Source organism: Rhizobium sp. CF142 (genome assembly GCF_000281145.1).
GTDB lineage: Bacteria > Pseudomonadota > Alphaproteobacteria > Rhizobiales > Rhizobiaceae > Rhizobium.
On sequence record NZ_AJWE01000115.1, the window covers coordinates 82,709 to 101,041 of the forward strand.

Annotated in this window: 13 protein-coding genes; 12 read left to right on the plus strand and 1 reads right to left on the minus strand. The window is 60.0% G+C overall.

All coding sequences use genetic code 11. The features are described from left to right. Positions 1–27 precede the first annotated feature (27 nt). From PMI11_RS29945 to PMI11_RS29990, 12 genes are all read left to right on the plus strand, one after another. On the plus strand, positions 28–1,668 hold the full coding sequence (locus PMI11_RS29945) for an ABC transporter substrate-binding protein (protein ID WP_007824896.1): 1,641 nt from the start codon (positions 28–30) through the stop codon (positions 1,666–1,668). Positions 1,669–1,689: 21 nt separating this feature from the next. After that, positions 1,690–2,757: an ABC transporter permease gene (locus PMI11_RS29950; protein WP_007824898.1), complete on the plus strand. Its 1,068-nt coding sequence runs from the start codon at positions 1,690–1,692 to the stop codon at positions 2,755–2,757. Beyond that, on the plus strand, positions 2,754–3,689 hold the full coding sequence (locus PMI11_RS29955; RefSeq protein ID WP_007824900.1) for an ABC transporter permease: 936 nt from the start codon (positions 2,754–2,756) through the stop codon (positions 3,687–3,689). Before PMI11_RS29950 ends, PMI11_RS29955 begins: the two co-directional genes overlap by 4 nt. Next, positions 3,686–4,519, plus strand: a complete 834-nt coding sequence (locus PMI11_RS29960) for an ABC transporter ATP-binding protein (protein ID WP_007824902.1) — start codon at positions 3,686–3,688, stop codon at positions 4,517–4,519. The genes PMI11_RS29955 and PMI11_RS29960 overlap by 4 nt, the downstream gene beginning before the upstream one ends. Beyond that, on the plus strand, positions 4,516–5,265 hold the full coding sequence (locus PMI11_RS29965) for an ABC transporter ATP-binding protein (RefSeq protein ID WP_007824904.1): 750 nt from the start codon (positions 4,516–4,518) through the stop codon (positions 5,263–5,265). Before PMI11_RS29960 ends, PMI11_RS29965 begins: the two co-directional genes overlap by 4 nt. Positions 5,266–5,427: 162 nt before the next feature. Further along, positions 5,428–5,616, plus strand: a complete 189-nt coding sequence (locus PMI11_RS29970) for a hypothetical protein (RefSeq protein ID WP_007824905.1) — start codon at positions 5,428–5,430, stop codon at positions 5,614–5,616. Between the two features lie 132 nt (positions 5,617–5,748). Next, entirely contained in the window at positions 5,749–5,913 is a 165-nt protein-coding gene (locus PMI11_RS37810) for a hypothetical protein (RefSeq protein WP_007824907.1), read from the plus strand. A gap of 584 nt (positions 5,914–6,497) precedes the next feature. After that, a complete protein-coding gene (locus PMI11_RS29975) occupies positions 6,498–14,999 on the plus strand; it encodes a GH36-type glycosyl hydrolase domain-containing protein (protein WP_037072478.1) in 8,502 nt (2,833 codons plus the stop codon). 100 nt (positions 15,000–15,099) lie between these two features. After that, positions 15,100–16,329, plus strand: coding sequence for an OpgC family protein (opgC, locus tag PMI11_RS29980; protein ID WP_007824910.1), 1,230 nt, complete (start codon positions 15,100–15,102; stop codon positions 16,327–16,329). A gap of 246 nt (positions 16,330–16,575) precedes the next feature. Further along, entirely contained in the window at positions 16,576–17,346 is a 771-nt protein-coding gene (locus PMI11_RS29985) for a 2-keto-4-pentenoate hydratase (RefSeq protein WP_007824912.1), read from the plus strand. Between the two features lie 28 nt (positions 17,347–17,374). After that, positions 17,375–17,533 carry a hypothetical protein gene (locus PMI11_RS37515; RefSeq protein WP_007824916.1) on the plus strand — a complete coding sequence of 53 codons (159 nt, stop codon included), beginning with the start codon at positions 17,375–17,377 and terminating at the stop codon, positions 17,531–17,533. After that, positions 17,533–17,772, plus strand: coding sequence for a hypothetical protein (locus tag PMI11_RS29990; RefSeq protein ID WP_007824918.1), 240 nt, complete (start codon positions 17,533–17,535; stop codon positions 17,770–17,772). The genes PMI11_RS37515 and PMI11_RS29990 overlap by 1 nt, the downstream gene beginning before the upstream one ends. A 136-nt stretch (positions 17,773–17,908) precedes the next feature. On the opposite strand, the gene PMI11_RS29995 is transcribed toward PMI11_RS29990, so the two are convergent. Next, positions 17,909–18,333: ATP-binding cassette domain-containing protein (locus PMI11_RS29995; RefSeq protein WP_007824920.1), on the minus strand; the 425-nt coding region annotated here is incomplete at its 5' end.

An 18,333-nucleotide genomic window follows, 5' to 3' on the forward strand; every position in this document is an offset into this window, starting at 1 on the left:
TAATCAATCAAAACAGGGGAACAAACCATGATGATTACCAAACTGAACCGCAGCTTCCGCCTTCTTTCCGCAGGAGCTGCCCTTTCGCTCCTGATGGTGGCAGCGCCTGCTGCCTTCGCAGAGACGCCGAAGGATACGCTCGTCCAAGGGTTCGCCATCGATGACATCATCACGATGGATCCGGGCGAAGCTTTTGAGCTTTCGACAGCTGAGGTCACCAGCAACACCTACAGCCTGCTCGTTCGTCTCGACATGAACGACACGTCGAAGATCAAAGGCGATCTCGCCGACAGCTGGACCGTTTCCGATGACGGCCTGACCTATACTTTCAAGCTGAAGCCGGATCTGAAGTTCGCCTCCGGCAATCCGATCACCGCCGAAGATGTCGCCTGGTCCTTCGAGCGTGCCGTCAAGCTCGACAAGAGCCCGGCCTTCATTCTCACCCAGTTCGGCCTGACCGGCGACAACGTCACCGAAAAGGCGAAGGCCGCCGATCCAACCACCTTCACCTTCACTGTCGACAAGCCTTACGCTCCGAGCTTCGTGCTGAACTGCCTGACGGCAACCGTGGCTTCGGTCGTCGACAAGAAGCTGGTCCTCGATCACGTGAAGACGGTAACCGTCGATGCCGACCACAAGTACGATAACGACTTCGGCAATGATTGGCTGAAGACGAATTATGCCGGCTCCGGCGCTTACAAGCTGCGTGAGTGGCGCGCCAACGAAGTCGTCGTCATGGAGCGTAACGACAATTACTACGGCGAGAAGGCAAAGCTCAATCGCGTCATCTATCGCTACATGAAGGAAAGCTCGGCTCAGCGCCTGGCGCTTGAGGCCGGCGATATCGATATCGCCCGCAACCTGGAGCCCGGCGACCTTGACGCCGTGACCAAAAATGCGGATCTCACCACCACCAATGCGCCGAAGAGCACCGTCTATTACGTCAGCCTCAACAGCAAGAACGAGAACCTGAAGAAGCCTGAGGTCCAGGAAGCCTTCAAGTATCTGGTCGACTATGATGCAATCGGCGCGACCCTCATCAAAGGCATCGGCGAGATCCATCAGACTTTCCTGCCAACCGGCCAGCTCGGTGCGCTGAACGAGAACCCCTATAAGCTCGACGTTGCCAAGGCGAAGGAACTGCTTGCCAAGGCCGGCCTGCCGGACGGCTTCTCGGTCACCATGGACGTGCGCAATACGCAGCCAGTCACCGGCATTGCCGAATCCATGCAGCAGACGCTCGCTCAGGCCGGCGTGAAAATGGAAATCATCCCTGGTGACGGCAAGCAGACGCTGACCAAGTATCGCGCCCGCACGCATGACATATATATCGGCCAGTGGGGCTCGGACTATTTCGACCCGAACTCCAACGCCGATACCTTCACCTCCAACCCGGACAATTCCGACGCGGGCACGGTGAAGACACTTGCATGGCGCAATACCTGGGAGGCGCCTGAGCTCGACAAGGAGACCAAGGCTGCCCTGCTCGAACGCGACGCCGCCAAACGTGCGGCCATGTACGAGGATGTCCAGAAAAAGTTCCTGGCCAACAGCCCCTTCGTCGTCATCTTCCAGCAGATCGAAGTGGCCGGCTATCGCAAGAGCCTCAAGGACTTCAAGCTGGGTCCCAGCTTCGACACGAACTATGTAGGCCCGATCGCGAAGTGATGAGCCGGCTAGGCTGATCCAGTGAGCATCGTCGAAACAAGACAGGAAGCGCGGCCCCGCAAGGGCCGTGCACTTTCCTTTGCGAAGGCGTTGGGACGTTTCCTCTTTGCCGCCGCCACCACCTATCTCGGCCTTCTGGCCGTCACCTTCTTCATCGGCCGCGTTGTGCCGATCGATCCCGTGCTCGCCATACTCGGCGACCGCGCGCCAACCCATGTCGTGGAACGCGTCCGCCGCGAGATGGGTTTTGACCTGCCGCTCTACGAGCAGTTCTATATCTACCTGAAAGGTATCCTATCAGGTGATTTCGGCACTTCCGTCCTGACAACCAATCCGGTGATGGTCGATATTCGCCGCGTCTTCCCGGCGACGCTGGAACTTGCGACCGTTGGCACGATCATCGGCTCGGTTATCGGCGTGCCGCTTGGCGTGCTCGCTGCCGTGCGCCGCGGCAGCATTGCCGACCAGGTCGTGCGCGTCATCGGCCTTGTCGGCTATTCGGTGCCGATCTTCTGGCTGGCGCTGATCTCGCTCGTCATCTTCTATGCGCGGCTGCGCTGGGTGGCTTTCCCCGGCCGCATCGACATCGTCTACGAATACAGTTTTACGCCGGTCACCGGCTTCTATCTCCTCGATAGTGCCTGGCAGGGGCAGTGGGATGTTTTCTATGACGTCTTCCGCCACATCATCCTGCCGGCCTCGCTGCTCGGCTATTTCTCGCTCGCCTATATCAGCCGCATGACCCGCAGCTTCATGCTGAACGAGCTGTCGCAGGAATATGTGGTGGCGGCCCGCGCCAAGGGCCTATCGGAAACGCGGGTGATCTGGGGGCATGCGTTGAGAAACGCGGCGGTACCGCTCGTGACCGTCATAGCGCTTTCCTATGCAGGCCTGCTTGAAGGTTCGGTGCTGACGGAGACGGTCTTCTCCTGGCGCGGCATCGGCCTCTACATCACCAACTCGCTGCAAAACGCCGACATGAACGCCGTACTTGGCGGCACGATCGTCATCGGCACAGTGTTTGTCGGCATCAACCTTATTTCCGATCTTCTCTATCGGATACTCGACCCGAGGACGCGAAACCGATGACGGTTCCGACCACGCCTTCCACGCCCTTGAGCCGCCGTGACTGGTTGCTGTCCGACCGGCCGCAGTCGCGTACGCAGGCTCGGCTCGGCCGCGCCTACGTTACCTGGCGGCAGTTTACGGCAAACCGGCTTGCCGTCGTCGGCCTGCTGATCATCGTGGCGCTGCTGCTGATCGCTGCCTTTGCCAATCTGATCGCCACCCACAATCCCGTTGTCGGCGATCTCATGAATGCCCGCCTGTTGCCGCCCGGCAGCGCCGGCTATCTGCTCGGCACCGATGATCAGGGCCGCGATATCTTCTCGCGCCTCGTCTACGGCTCGCGGTTGACGCTGCTCGTCGTGGTGCTGGTCGCCATCATCTCCGCGCCGGTCGGCCTCATCGTCGGCACGGTGTCGGGCTATGCCGGCGGATGGGTGGATGCGACGCTGATGCGCATCACCGATATCTTCCTCGCCTTCCCGAAGCTCGTGCTGGCGCTTGCCTTCGTCGCAGCGCTCGGGCCTGGCATCCAGAACGCCATCATCGCCATCGCCATCACCTCCTGGCCGCCATATGCGCGCATTGCCCGCGCCGAGACACTGACGGTCCGGCGGTCTGACTATATCTCGGCGGTCAAGCTGATGGGCGCTTCGCCGCTGCGCATCATTATCAGGCACGTCATGCCGCTCTGCATCTCCTCGCTGATCGTGCGCGTGACGCTCGACATGGCGGGCATCATCCTGACGGCCGCCGGCCTCGGCTTCCTCGGCCTCGGCGCACAGCCGCCGCTGCCGGAATGGGGCGCGATGATCGCCTCCGGTCGCCGCTTCATCCTCGACCAATGGTGGGTCGCGGCCATGCCCGGCATCGCCATCCTCGTCGTCAGCCTCGGCTTCAACCTGTTGGGTGATGGCCTGCGCGATGCGCTCGATCCGAAGGAGGCCGGCCAATGAGCTCGCTTCTGATCGTCGAAAACCTGCGTGTCAGCTACCCGACCCGCACCGGTGTTATCGAGGCCGTGCGTGGCGTGTCGTTCACGCTCGGCAAGGAGCGTCTCGGCATCGTCGGCGAATCCGGCTCCGGCAAGTCGCAGACCGGCCGTGCCATCATGGGGCTGACACCGACGCACGGTGTCGTCACCGCCGACACGCTGGATTTCAGCGGCCTTGATCTCCTCAATGCATCGGCTGCCGAACGGCGCAAGTTGCGCGGTAAGCGCATTGCCATGATCCTGCAGGATCCGAAATATTCGCTCGATCCGGTCATGACTATCGGCAAGCAGATCTGCGAAACATTGCGCACTCACGAGAAGGTCGGCAAAGGCGAGGCGCGGGACCGTGCGCTCGACATGCTCGAAGCGGTGCAGATCCGTGATCCCAACCGCGTCTTCGATCTTTATCCGCATGAGGTTTCGGGCGGCATGGGCCAGCGTGCGATGATCGCCATGATGCTGATCGCCGGGCCGGAGCTGCTGATCGCCGACGAGCCCACTTCGGCCCTCGACGTAACAGTCCAGCTCGATGTTTTGAGGATCATGGACCGACTGGTGTCCGAGCGCGGCATGGGGCTGATCTTCGTCTCCCACGATCTAAGGCTCGTCTCCTCTTTCTGCGACCGCGTCATCGTCATGTATGCCGGTCGTATCGTCGAAGAGATTGCCGCATCCGAGCTTCGCAACGCGAAGCATCCTTATACGCAAGGCCTGCTGAATTGCATGCCGCAGATCGGTGAGGACAGGCATCCGTTGCCGGTTCTCGACCGCAAGCCGGAGTGGGCTCTATGAGTACGGCGCTGTCTGCAGATCATCTTGGTGTTGTCTACGACCATTTCCATGCGCTGAAAGATGTGAGCGTTTCCATCGAAAGCGGCGAATCCTTCGGCCTCGTCGGTGAGTCCGGCTCGGGCAAGTCGACGCTGTTGCGCGCGGTCGCCGGACTTGCGCCCGTCAGCGAGGGAACGATCCGCATTCACGGCGAGGCGCTTAAAGGTTCGAAGCGCAGCAGAAGCTTCTATCGAAGCGTTCAGATGGTCTTTCAGGATCCCTATGGCTCGCTGCATCCGCGCCAGACCGTCGACCGGCTGCTTCTGGAGCCGCTCGCCATCCACGGTATCGGCGACAGCGAGAAGCGCATTGCCCGGGCGCTTGACGAAGTCGGGCTCGGCAATGGTTTTCGCTTCCGCTACCCGCATCAGCTTTCCGGAGGCCAGCGGCAGCGTGTGGCGATCGCCCGCGCACTGATTGTCGAGCCATCCATCCTGCTGCTCGATGAGCCGACATCGGCGCTCGACGCCTCCGTACAGGCCGAGGTTCTCAATCTCCTGGAGCAGATCCGGCGGGACCGGAAACTGACATTCGTCATGGTCAGCCACGATCTTGGGGTCATCACCCATATGTGCAAGAGGCTTGCGGTGATGCGCGGCGGCGCTGTTGTTGAACGGCTGACATCGGTCGAACTTGCCGCCGGGAGCGTTCACGAGGAGTACACGCGAAATTTGATGATCGCGAGCAAGGGTTTCGTGAAGGCTTGAAAGCCAATGTTTTCAAGCCCTTGAAAAATCTCGCATGCCGCCGGTGTTAAGGATAATGTTTCCCTAAAACACGACCATTCGACTAGACTATTGACAGCTGCCTTAGTTCTGTCATGATCCCGTTAACGACCGTTAGCTTTCGTGATCGATGGAGGTTGAGGCATGTTCTTTCTCGGTGGGATGACCATGGGTTACCTCGATCCTCCTGTTAAGGTCGAGCGGAGGGAAACCACCTCCGTGACTATCCCGGCGGAAAAGGATCGCCGGTTGATCGAGACATCCCCCAATGCACCCCAGAGCGACAGCGCCGTCGAGCGTTCCTGGATCTGGGCATGGCGCACGCTCTGTTGAGTTGGCGCCTGGGTGGATTTTCTCTTCCGTCTGCTCTGGACGGAATTTTATCTCTACCTACCTTATAGAGAATGTAAGAATATAAATGCGAGCCGGCAATTCGGCCGCAGAACAAACAGGCGGAGGCGACACATGGCAAATCTGGGTATTTCGCATACTCACGTGAACCAGTACGGATCCGTACCGGCAAAGAAGCCGGTCACCGCGCGGCACAGAATCCAGACCGCGATCCATGCAACTCTTTTCACGGCGGCTTTCCTTTTCGTCGTCGCCATGGTTTGCGGCGTCGTCGGCTGATGCCGGCGCGTTCGAGGCGCTGACTGATCGCGCCTATCTGATCGAATATTCTGCTATCCGGAACAATTGGGATGCACCGGCATTCTCCTGACACTTCGGTGTTGTTTACGGAGAGTGGTCGTGAAAGGCATCTTGCTGTGGCGGATCGGTATCCCGATCCCATCGTCATCCTTCCTCACCTGTCCCACGCAGTCTAGCCCATTCCGGAAAGTAGGCGTGAGGCGCTGATAGCGCCGGGGAACGTCGTGCAGGCGCATGGATAACGTCGTGCAGGCGCATGGATATCGTCCATGCGCCTTTTTCACGCCGGCGGAAGGGCAGCGAGAAACAGGTCCCTTGACTTGAATTATCGCAAGAATGTCCAACTTTCCCGGGTGGCTTCGCAGGGAGGGCACGAGTCGGCCATGACCACTCGCAAAGGTACATCCGAAGCCGGTCGGTCCGTTGCAGCAAAGCGCGCTGACCGCCCGTTTATCCTGCTTTTCCCGACTTCGAAGATGACCGGCCCGTTCATGCGAGAGTCATCGTAAGCAATGCAGAACCTAGCCGAAATCATAACGTCGTTTGGATCCAGAACCGAACCCATGGCCATTTCAAGTCCATCCCCGAGCCCGCCGCAGGAGCCCGAGAACAGGCAGATCGACCACAGCGATTCGATCCGCTCGACCTATCTGTCCAACGAGGACATCAGGGCCATGGGCGAAAGCGTCGCCTGCGGTACCGTCAGCGAGTTGCCAGGCTTCGCAGCGTTCGATTTCTTTGCGCGCCACAAGGAAAATGAGAAGGAAATCCTGCGCGTCTACCGTACGACTGCGACTGATGCCGAGGCCGGGGAGGCGATCACGCCGGCCGCCGAATGGCTGCTGGACAATCACTACATCGTCGAGGAAGCAATTCATGAAGTCCGCCGCGACTTTCCGCGCCGGTTCTATCGAGAACTGCCGCTCATGAAAGTCGGCGGCGTCGAGATCCCGCGCACGCTCGTATTGGCCTGGCTCTATGTCGCCCATACTCACGGCACCATCTCAGAGGAAAGCCTGACAGCGCTGGTCGACGGCTTCCAGCAGCACGAAACTCTCAAGATCGGTGAACTCTGGGCGCTGCCGTCTCTGGTGCGTTACGTGCTGGTAGAAAACCTCCGTCGTATTTCGAGCCGCGTCGAGCGCAGCCGTCGTTTGCGCCGTCGCGCCAATGAGGCCGCCAATGAATTGGTGCGTCTCGCCGACACCGCAAAGGCTGTCGCCTATCTGAAGACGCTGGAAGAGCTTGCCGAGGACAACACTTTCTCGACCCAATTCCTCTACCGCATGCGTGATGGTTCGCAGACTTCGAGCCTAGCGATCTCCTGGCTCGACGAGCGCTTGGAAAAGCTTGGGCGTGACAGCGAGGAAGCGATGATGGCGGAGCATAGCCGCCTCTCCGCCGGCAATGTCACGATGGGCAACATCATCCGCAGCCTGCGCGAGATCAACGATGCGGAATGGTCGGTTTGGGTCGAGCAGGTCAGCCACGTCGACAGATTGCTCTGGGATCAGTCCGATTACGGTGCTCTCGACTCCGGTTCGCGCAACAGCTATCGTCGGCAGATCGAAAGGCTTGCCAGGCGCTCGCCGCTGAGCGAAGTGCAAATCGCCCAGCTTGCTGTCGATATAGTGTCCGAGGCCAGGCTTTCCGATGAGCCGCGGCCGCACGAGCCTGATATTGGCGGCTTCATTGCGGGCGCTCAACGCCTAAAACTGGAAACGCGCGCAGACTACCGCCCGACGCTGGCGCAGCAAGTCATTCGCGCGGTGCGCAAATTCAATTGGATGGCGATCGCCATTCCGGTCGCGCTGATCACAATCATCGCCATGGGGGTCGTCGGCGGGTTCATGGTCAATGCCGGCATGGGGCCGGTTGAAATCGCCCTGCTGCTCATCCTGTTCGCGTTGCCGGCCTCGGAGGGTGCGAGCGGGCTTTTCAATACTGTACTTTCTTTCTTCGTCACGCCGGCGCGGCTTGTCGGTTATGAATTCAAACAAGGCATTCCGGAGGATGCGCGCACGCTCCTCGTCGTGCCGTGCCTGATTTCTGATCGTGATAGCGTCGACGCGATGGTGCGCAATCTCGAGGTCCATTATCTCGCCAATCCACGCGGCGAGATCTATTTCGCGCTGCTGAGCGACTGGCCGGATAGTGAGGTTGAGGAAACTTCCGCCGATCTCGAAGTGTTGGAATATGCGCGCCGGGAGGTCGCTAATCTCTCAGCCCGCTATGCCCATGACGGCAAGACGCGCTTCTATCTGCTGCATCGCCGCCGCCTCTACAATCCATCTGAAGGCGTGTGGATGGGCTGGGAGCGCAAGCGCGGCAAGCTGCACGAGTTGAACCTGCTGCTCCGCGGCGACCGCGATACCACGTATTTGCCAGGCGCCAACACCGTGCCGGCCGATATAGAATATGTCATGACACTCGATGCCGATACGCGCCTGATGCGCGATACCGTTACCAAACTTGTCGGCAAGCTCCACCACCCGATCAATCGCCCGGTTATCAACCCGGAAAGCGGGCATGTCGAAAGCGGCTACGGTATTCTGCAGCCGCGCGTCACACCGTCGCTGACGACAGGCAAGGATGCGTCGGTCTTTCAACGCGTCTTTTCGATCAACCGCGGTCTCGATCCCTATGTTTTCACGGTTTCGGATGTCTATCAGGATCTTGCGGGCGAAGGCACATTCACCGGCAAGGGCCTCTATCATGTCGATGCCTTCGAGGCTTCACTGAAGGGTCGCATTGAGGAGAATTCGGTGCTCAGCCATGACCTTCTCGAAGGTTCGATGGCACGTTGCGCACTTGTCACCGATCTCGAACTCGTTGAGGACTTTCCGGTACGCTACGAGGTCGAAACCTCGCGCCAGCATCGCTGGGCGCGCGGCGACTGGCAGCTTCTGCCCTATATGTTCAGTCCGAAACACGGCGTCACCGCGCTTGGGCGCTGGAAGATGTTCGACAATCTGCGCCGGTCGCTGACACCGATCGCCTGGTTCCTCGCTTCCGTGCTCGGCTGGTATCTGATGGAGCCATTTGGGGCGCTGATCTGGCAGATCCTGTTGATTTTCTGCCTGTTCGTGGCGCCAACCCTTTCCCTCATCAATGGCATCATTCCGCGTAGCAGCGATATTGTCGCCAGCGCCCATCTTTATACTGTCTGGTCGGATATTGCGGCTGCCGATGCCCAAGTGGCGCTGCGCATCATCTTCATCGCCGACACCGTCTGCATGATGGTGGATGCTATCGGCCGATCGCTCTACCGCCTCTTCGTCAGCCGCAAGCTGCTCTTGCAGTGGCGCACCGCGGCCAGCGTCGGGGCTGGCAGGCAGGGTATCATCCTCTCCTACTACAGAACGATGTGGCATGCTCCGGTTCTGGCGATTCTGTCGGTCGCTTTCGCCGCATTGTCGGGAAATGCCTCATTCCTCGTTGGCATTCCCTTTGCGCTTCTTTGGGTCTGTTCGCCCGTCGTCGCCTGGTATGTAAGCCAGTCCGCCGAGACGGAAGACCGGCTCGACGTGCCGGATGGGGTCTCCAGCGAGCTGCGCAAGATCGCGCGCCGCACCTGGCGCTACTTCGAAACCTTCACGACGGCGGAGCAAAACTATCTGCCGCCCGACAACGTGCAGGAAACGCCCCACGTCATCGTGGCGACGCGCACTTCGCCCACAAATATTGGCGTCTATCTCCTGTCCGTCATTTCCGGCCGCGATTTCGGCTGGTTCTCCTTCGAGGAGACGATCGAGCGCCTGGAGCAGACGATCGCCACGGTCGACCGCATGGAAAAGTTCCGCGGCCATCTCTTCAACTGGTATCACACCGATACGCTGCAGACGCTTGGACCTCGCTATGTTTCGGCGGTCGACAGCGGCAATCTCGCCGGTCACCTGATTGCCATTTCCTCGGCCTGCCGCGACTGGGCGGAAGCACCCTCGGCACATGTCCAGGGCAATCTCGACGGCGTCGGTGACACGGCCGGCATTCTCGGTGAAGTGCTGGCCGACCTGCCTGACGACCGTAAGACCGTGCGGCCGCTGCGCCGCCGTCTGGAAGAGCGTATTGCCGGCTTCCAGAATGCGCTTGCCGCCGTCAAGCGCGAGCACGAATTTGCCTCGATCCGTGTCATCAACCTTACCGTTCTTGCGCGCGACATCCAGAACCTTGCCGGCAACCTGCATCATGAGGTGAAGTCGAAGCAGACGGAAGAGGTCACGTTGTGGGCGGCCTCGCTGGTCAAGGTCTGCGAGGCACACATCTCCGATAGTACCTTCGACCTTTCCAATATCGATGCGCTGCGTCCCCGCCTGGTCGCGCTCCGCGACAAGGCCCGCGATCTCGCCTTTTCGATGGATTTCGGCTTCCTATACCGTCCGGAGCGTCGCCTGCTGTCGATCGGGTATCGCGTGGAAAGCGGCGAGCTCGATGCGGCCTGCTACGACCTTCTGGCCTCGGAATGCCGTCTTACCTCGCTCTTCGGTGTCGCCAAGGGTGATTTGCCGACGGAGCACTGGTACAAGCTTGGCCGCCAGGTCGTGCCAGTTGGCTCTCGTGGTGCACTGGTCTCCTGGTCCGGCTCGATGTTCGAATACCTGATGCCGCCGCTCGTCATGCAGGAGCGCGGCGGAGGCATCCTCAACCAGACCAACAATCTCGTCATTGTCGAACAGATGAACCATGCCCGTAAGCTCGGTACGCCCTGGGGCATCTCGGAAGCGGCCTTCAATGCCCGCGACCATAATCTCAACTATCAGTACACGAACTTCGGCGTGCCGACGCTCGGTCTGAAGCGCGGTCTCGGCCACAATGCCGTCATCGCACCCTATGCCTCGCTGCTCGCCAGCCAATACTATCCGGAAGCATCGCTCGAAAACCTGCAGAGGCTTCGCAAGCTCGGCGCTCTCGGCAAGTTCGGCTTTCACGACGCAGTCGACTTCACGCCGACACGCGTACCTGAGGGCAGGAAATGTGCAGTCGTCTACAATTACTATGCCCACCACCATGGCATGTCGATCGCCGCTGTCGCCAACGTTGCCTTCAACGGCCATCTGCGTGAACTCTTCCACTCCGATCCCGTCATCGAAGCGGCCGAACTGCTGCTGCAGGAAAAAGCGCCGCGCGACATCCCGGTCATGAGCGGCAAGGATGAATCCGATACGCCCGCCAGCATCCAGGACGAGTTGATGCGGCCCGTCATCCGTAAAATCGCCGATCCGGCATCGCGCGAACGAGAGCTCGTCTTACTGTCGAACGGCCATTATTCCCTGATGCTGACGGCAACGGGCGCGGGTTATGCCCGCTGGAACGGTCTATCCGTCTCCCGCTGGAAGCCAGATCCGACCGAAGACCGCTGGGGCAATTTCATCTTCCTGCGCGATACGGTGACCAATGAATGGTGGTCGGCAACATCAGAGCCGAAGAGCGTGGAGGGCGAAACGGTCCGAGTGGAATTTGCTGACGAGAAGGCCGTGTTCAGCAAGGTTCTTGATGAGCTTACGAGCGAGGTCGAATGTATCGTTGCCACCGAACATGATGCGGAAGCCCGCCGCCTGACACTGTTCAACACGGGTGCGGAGGATCGCTTCATCGAAGTTACATCCTATCTCGAACCGGTCATCACATCCGACGACACGGACAACGCGCACCCGGCTTTCGCCCGCATGTTCGTCAAAACGGAGATCGACGCGCGCGGCGACGTCATCCGCGCCGAGCGCAACAAGCGCGATCCGAACGAAGCGAATATGAGTATCGCGCATCTGATCGTCGATAACGCCGGAGATACGCGTCATACGGAATTCGAAACCGAGCGAAGGACGTTCATCGGTCGTGGCCGCAGCCTTTCGAATGCCGCTGCCTTTGATCCGGGTGCCAGCCTTTCCGGCACCGACGGTTTCACGCTGGATCCTGTCCTGTCGTTGCGCCGGACGGTGCGCGTGCCTGCCGGCAAGAAGGTCAGCGTGATCTTCTGGACGATTGCAGCACCGAGCCGTGCCGAGGTGGACAAGGCCGTCGATCGCTATCGCCATCCGGATGCCTTCAACCACGAACTCATCCAGGCCTGGACGCGTACGCAGGTGCAGATGCGCCATGTCGGCGTCAGTTCGCAGCAGGCGGCAGCGTTCCAGTATCTCGGCCGCTATCTTGTCTATCCCGACATGCAGCTTCGCGGCGACTATGGCGCCGTCCGGGCCGGCATGCAGTCGCAGTCGGCGCTCTGGCCGCTGGCGATTTCGGGCGATTTCCCGATCTTCACGCTGCGCATCGATGACGAGATGGATCTCGAAATCGCCCGCGAAGCGCTGCTGGCGCAGGAATATCTGCGTTCACGCGGGGTGACCGCCGATCTCGTCATCATGAACGAACGGGCCTCTTCCTACGCACAGGATATGCAGCACGCGCTCGACGCCATGTGCGAGGGCGTGCGCCGCATGGGCCAGGCCGATGGTCTGCGCCAGCACATCTTCGCAGTCCGTAAGGATCTAATGGAAGAGGGCACCTATCAGGCACTGATCGCCGCCTCGCGCATAACGCTGCATGCGAAGAACGGTAAGGTGGTTGATCAGATCAACCGCGCGCGCCTGCTGTTTACCCCTGTCAAGGAGGAGCCAGAGGACACGGAGACGCCGGTCAAGCGCAGACCGCCTCTACCTGCCCCGGCTATCAAGACTATTGCCATCGAGGAGGAAGGCGATCTCGACTTCTGGAATGGCATCGGTGGCTTTGCCCGCGACGGCCGTGAATATGTCGTGCGCCTGCCGGGCGGGCGGGCGACGCCGCAGCCTTGGATCAATGTCATCTCGAACGACCGGTTCGGCTTCCATGTATCGGCGGAAGGTGCCGGTTTCACCTGGAGCGTCAATTCGCGCGATTACCAACTCACCTCCTGGTCGAACGATGCAGTCATCAACCGTTCCGGCGAAGCCCTCTACATAGCGGATCTCGAAAGTGGCGCGGTCATGACGCCATTTGCAGGGCTTTCCCGTCGGAACGACATTCGTTTCGAAGCGCGCCATGGTCTCGGCTACTCCACCTTCTCCAGCACGCAGCACGAGATCGCGCTGGAAGTGACGCAGACCGTGCATCGCGAGAAGCCGGTGAAGCTGCAGCGCCTGCGCCTGCGCAACGCCGGTTCGGCAAGCCGCAAGCTCAGGCTCTACGCCTATGTCGAATGGGTCCTTGGGAACAATCCGCAGAAGACCGCCTCTTTCATCCTGTCGAAACGTGACGAAGAGACAGGCGCGCTGTTTGCGACGAACCCCTACAGCATCGACTATTCGGGTCGCACCGCCTTCCTCGCCGCAAGCGAGACGGTTTCGAGTTTCTCGGCAAGCCGTCGCGAGTTCATCGGCAAGAGCGGGACGATTGAGGCGCCTGTCGCCGTGACTGCAGCCGCTGCTCTTTCCGGCTCCACGGACCTTGAAGGCGATCCAGCGGCGACCCTTGCGATCGATATCGAGCTCGGCGCTGACGAAGCGCGCGACGTCACTTTCTTCCTGGGTGATGCGTCCACCGAAGAAGAGGCGCGCGCCCTGCTTGCCGATATCAGAAAGGCCTCGTTCGATGAAGCGGTGCAGGCGAACCGAGGTTTTTGGCAGGAATTCACCGGCAAGCTGCAGATCTGGACGCCGGATCAAGGCATGAACAACCTCGTCAATACCTGGCTGCCCTATCAGAGCCTCGGCTGTCGCATCATGGCCCGGACGGCCTTCTACCAGGCGAGCGGCGCCTTCGGCTTCCGCGACCAGTTGCAGGATACGCTCGCCTTCGTGCAGCAGGAGCCTGCTCTTGCGCGAGGCCAGATCATCAATGCGGCCTCGCGCCAGTTCCGTGAGGGAGACGTACAGCACTGGTGGCTGCCGGGGACAGGAGCCGGCGTGCGCACCATGATCTCCGATGATGTCGTGTGGCTCGCCTATGCGATCGATCATTATTGCAGTGTCAGCGGTGACAAGAGCGTGCTCGATGAGCAGCTTGCCTTCCTCGAAGGTCCGGCGCTGCTGGAGGGTCAGTATGACTCCTTCTTCAAGCCGGAAATATCCGAGGATACGGTAAGCATCTATGAACATGCAGCCCTGGCGCTCGATCTCGCCATTGCTCGCAAGGGAACGAACGGCCTGCCGCTCTTTCTCGGCGGCGACTGGAATGACGGGATGAATCGCGTCGGTATCGACGGCGGGGGCACGAGTGTCTGGCTCGGCTGGTTCCTTGCCGGCACACTGCGCTCCTTCATACCGTATGCCGAAGACCGGGGCGACAAGGCCCGTGCGAAGCACTGGAAGGCTCATCTCATCGAACTCAAGAAGGCGCTCGAAAGCGTTGCCTGGGACGGCGATTATTACCGCCGCGGCACTTTCGACGACGGCACGCCCCTCGGCTCGAAGGAGAGCCTGGAATGCCAGATCGATTCGATTGCACAGTCCTGGAGCGTGCTCTCAGGTGAAGGTGATCCGAAACGGGCCGTCAAGGCGATGGATGCGGTGCTCGACCGGCTGGTTGACGAAGACGCACGGATCATCCGCCTCTTCACACCGCCTTTTGAAAGGTCGCTGAAGGATCCAGGCTATATCAAGGCCTATCCGCCCGGTGTTCGCGAGAATGGTGGCCAGTACACACATGCCTCGACCTGGGTGGTCATGGCGCTGGCGGAATTGAAGCGGGGTGACGATGCCCTGCGCTGCTTCCAGATCCTCAATCCGATCACCCATTCGCTGGACAAGGCGGCGGCCGAACGGTATCGCGTCGAGCCCTATGTCGTGGCGGCCGATGTCTATGGACATGCCCCCTATGTCGGGCGCGGTGGCTGGACCTGGTACACCGGCTCGGCCGGCTGGCTCTATCGCGCGGCGGTGGAAGGTATCCTCGGTATCCGGCTAAAGGGTGGACAACTTTTTGTGAACCCGTCGCTCCCTTCCAATTGGGACGGGTTTGCGGCAGAGATCGAGCGCGACGGAAGCAAATACCGCATTTCGGTCTCAAAAGCGTCCAATGCTGAAGGCTACACTCTGTCGATAAACGGCAGCGAAGTCGCCAATCCCCACGAGGGATATCCGGTCGGATAACAGCAATCTCCAAGCTGATTTTCCGGCGATTCGCGCGGCCATGAGGGGGAACCCTTTTGGCCGGCGTAGCGTTTGCAAAACGGATAACAGGAGAGACACCATGGCAGGTATGCCGACCAAAGCCATTGGCGCCCAACGAACTTCCATATCAGTGGCGGCGTCCAAGCGTGATACGAGGCTCGATGTGATTCGTGGTCTTGCGCTCATCACGATCTTCATCAATCACGTTCCGGGGCAAATCTTCGAATATATCACGACTAAGAATTTCGGCTTTTCCGATGCCGCCGAAGCCTTCGTGCTGATCTCGGGCATTGCAGTCGGTCTTGCCTATGGCTCGCGCTTCAAGGCGGGTAAGCGGCTGGAAATGGCGATCAAGGCGGCAAAACGTGCCTTCACGCTTTATCTTGCCCATATGATCACCACTTTCGTGACGCTTGCGCTGTTCATCTGCGGCGCCTGGCTGTTCCACCGGCCGGGGCTATTGGTCGAGATCAATATTCTGGCGGTGCTGATGAACCTGAAGGAGGGCATTCCGGCCCTGCTCCTGCTCGGCCACCAGATCGGCTACAACAATATCCTGCCGATGTATGGCGCACTGATGCTGATGGTGCCGCTGATCCTGCTGCTGAACGAGAAGAGCGCGTTGCTGGCGCTTGCCGTTTCCGGCACGGTCTGGCTGCTTGCGGGCATTTATCAGATCGCGCCGCAGAACATGCTTTTCGAGGGAGACTGGTTCCTCAATCCCTTCTCCTGGCAGTTCCTGTTCACGATCGGCATCGTCTCAATGATGCATGTCAAGCGCGGCGGCACGGTTCCCCGCCATCCGCTGCTTTTCGCGCTGGCACTGGGCTATGTCGTGCTCTCCTTCATCTGGGTGACGGCGCGTCTTTGGGATCTCGGAAACCATCTTGCAGCACTCGGCTTGCCTGCCGTGCTAACCGGCTTCGACAAAACATTCCTGTCGCTGCCGCGCCTTCTGCATGTGCTGGCGCTCGCCTATCTGGTGATCAATATTCCGGCGGTATCCCAAGCTTTCCGCCGCCCATCCGATCATCCGCTGACGATCCTCGGCCGTCACTCGCTGAACATCTTTGTCGCCGGCACCATCCTGGCGATGGTCGGGCAGGTGCTGCTCTACATTACCAACCGTGACCAGATCATCGGTCCGATCTTCGTGCTTGCCGGCATCGCCGCCCAGTTCGCTTATGCCTATCATCTTGAATACAAGCGCGAACAGGAAAAGACCCGGCCTCTTGCCGGTGGAGCCATTCCGGTGCCCGTTCGCATCAGCCGTGGAGCGGACGCCTACAGCCAGGGCAAGCGCAAATAGGCAGGCTTCCTCAAGGAATACTAAGCCGGCGGTCGAAGAGCCGCCGGCTTTTTCTTTTCGCCGAGTATGGATGGCTGCGCCTTGACTCAGTTGTTCCAGATGGAATGTGCAGCCGCAAGCGGGAGGACAAACCTCCGGGATCACTATGAGATTTTGATTTCTTAGCTGTCCATCACGAATGGAACGGCTACGCGCCTAGCTCCATTTTGGCTTCCTGAGGCAATGCCAATGATAGGGAGCACGGAGATGTACTTCGAACTCAAGGACGCCACAGCCGATATCCTCGCCAGGAGCCGTCGGCATAACGAACTCTGCGATCTTCCGCTTGACCTGATCTCCTCCGAACGTGAGGCCTATGACATTCAGGCGATTGCGCAGGATGCGCTGGGTTTCGAGCGCAAGGGCTACGCGCTTGTCGGCTCGAGCGAGGAATCGCGCCGCATCCTCGGTCTCGCAAGGCCGATCTATTCCGAAATTCCTGCTTCCGCACTGCTTGCCGGCACGAAGGAATTCCGGCTGCCGCCAGGCACCATCGGTGTCCAGTGTGAGCTGGTTTTCACGATGCTGCGGTCCTATCCGGATATCGGAGAGCCGATCAACCTCGACAGTGCTGCTGAAGCCGTGCTCGATTGCCGCCCGGCCGTCAGCATTCTTGGCCGGCGCACGCGGCGGGTCTTCACGGGAGATTACACGGCGATCGCCGACTTCGGCCTGCATGTCGCAACCCTCTGCGGTGATCATACAGGGGCACTAACGTCAGCCGATCTTGCCGGTATCGATATTACGACCTTCCTGTTCAAGCAGACAGTTTTTGCAGGGAAAGCGGCTTCAGTCATGGGCAATCCGCTGAATGCCGTCGTCTGGCTGGCAAGCCGGCTTTCGGCGAACGGCAGGCAGCTTCAGGCCAACGATATCGTTGCGACGGGATCGTGCACGACCATTCTTCAGGTCTGGCCCGGCCAGCATCTGGCGGCTGATTTCGGACCGCTTGGACAGGTCGAATGCATCTTTGCGTGACACGCATTTCAAACTGAAAGGACAGATTATGAGGCCGCAGCGAAAGCCATTCGTTGTCGAGATCAAGAAGACGAAACAGTTCTGCCGCAAGCCGGTTTCGGCTGAGGCCATTCGCCTGGACGCCGCAATGAAGACAGGGACAAAGACGGCTGTCGGCCTGGCCATCCGGAGCGAGGGTCGCGCCTGATGGTTAGTCGCAACGTTCCTCACGAATATTTCCTGCTTGATGCCGCGAAGGCAGACGGCCCTGTTGTCGGTCATCTTCGCGGCAAACCGATTTCTGCCGTGGTCATCGACCGGAACGGTGGCTGCTATCGGTTTGTCGGCGTTGCCGCCAGAGATGGCTGCGGCAGGCTTGATGTCATGTCGCTCAAACAGGGCGAATGGATCCTTGCACCTGACCTAGTCTATGCAGAAGCGGCTTAGAGGCTCCACGGATCAATCCCTACCGATGATGATAACAAGCGGGTCTGCCCGCAGCGATTCACAGGGAATCCCACGCAACAAAAAGGCCGGAAGAGCGATGCCCTTCCGGCCTTTTGTCGTGTCCTTGCGAAGCCGATCAGGCAGCTTCGGTCGTATGGGCTTTGCGGACTTCGTCGTCCGTCAGGATGCCGCTGGCGCGGAGCAGAGCGGCGAAGCGGCCGTTCGAGTGGCTGAGTTCATCGAAGCTGCCGTGCTCGACGATGCGGCCGTTGTCCAGGAACAGCACCATATCCGCCTCGCGGACCGTCGAGAGACGGTGGGCGATGATGAAGGTAGTGCGGTTCTGGCGCAGGTTGTCGATTGCGGCCTTGACGCGGGCTTCCGTCTCGACGTCGAGCGCGGAAGTCGCCTCGTCCAGCACCAGGATCGGCGCATCCTTGAGGATGGCGCGGGCGATCGCAATACGCTGGCGTTCACCGCCGGAGAGCTTGTTGCCGCGCTCGCCGACATGGGTGTCGTACTGCTCGTCGCGGTTCTCGATGAAGTCGGCAGCGGCAGGGG

Coding starts and splice junctions, on each gene's coding strand:
- PMI11_RS29945 (WP_007824896.1), top strand. CDS start 28: ATGATGATTACCAAACTGAACCGCAGCTTCCGCCTTCTTTCCGCAGGA.
- PMI11_RS29955 (WP_007824900.1), top strand. CDS start 2,754: ATGACGGTTCCGACCACGCCTTCCACGCCCTTGAGCCGCCGTGACTGG.
- PMI11_RS29960 (WP_007824902.1), top strand. CDS start 3,686: ATGAGCTCGCTTCTGATCGTCGAAAACCTGCGTGTCAGCTACCCGACC.
- PMI11_RS29965 (WP_007824904.1), top strand. CDS start 4,516: ATGAGTACGGCGCTGTCTGCAGATCATCTTGGTGTTGTCTACGACCAT.
- PMI11_RS29970 (WP_007824905.1), top strand. CDS start 5,428: ATGTTCTTTCTCGGTGGGATGACCATGGGTTACCTCGATCCTCCTGTT.
- PMI11_RS37810 (WP_007824907.1), top strand. CDS start 5,749: ATGGCAAATCTGGGTATTTCGCATACTCACGTGAACCAGTACGGATCC.
- PMI11_RS29975 (WP_037072478.1), top strand. CDS start 6,498: ATGGCCATTTCAAGTCCATCCCCGAGCCCGCCGCAGGAGCCCGAGAAC.
- opgC (WP_007824910.1), top strand. CDS start 15,100: ATGGCAGGTATGCCGACCAAAGCCATTGGCGCCCAACGAACTTCCATA.
- PMI11_RS29985 (WP_007824912.1), top strand. CDS start 16,576: ATGTACTTCGAACTCAAGGACGCCACAGCCGATATCCTCGCCAGGAGC.
- PMI11_RS37515 (WP_007824916.1), top strand. CDS start 17,375: ATGAGGCCGCAGCGAAAGCCATTCGTTGTCGAGATCAAGAAGACGAAA.
- PMI11_RS29990 (WP_007824918.1), top strand. CDS start 17,533: ATGGTTAGTCGCAACGTTCCTCACGAATATTTCCTGCTTGATGCCGCG.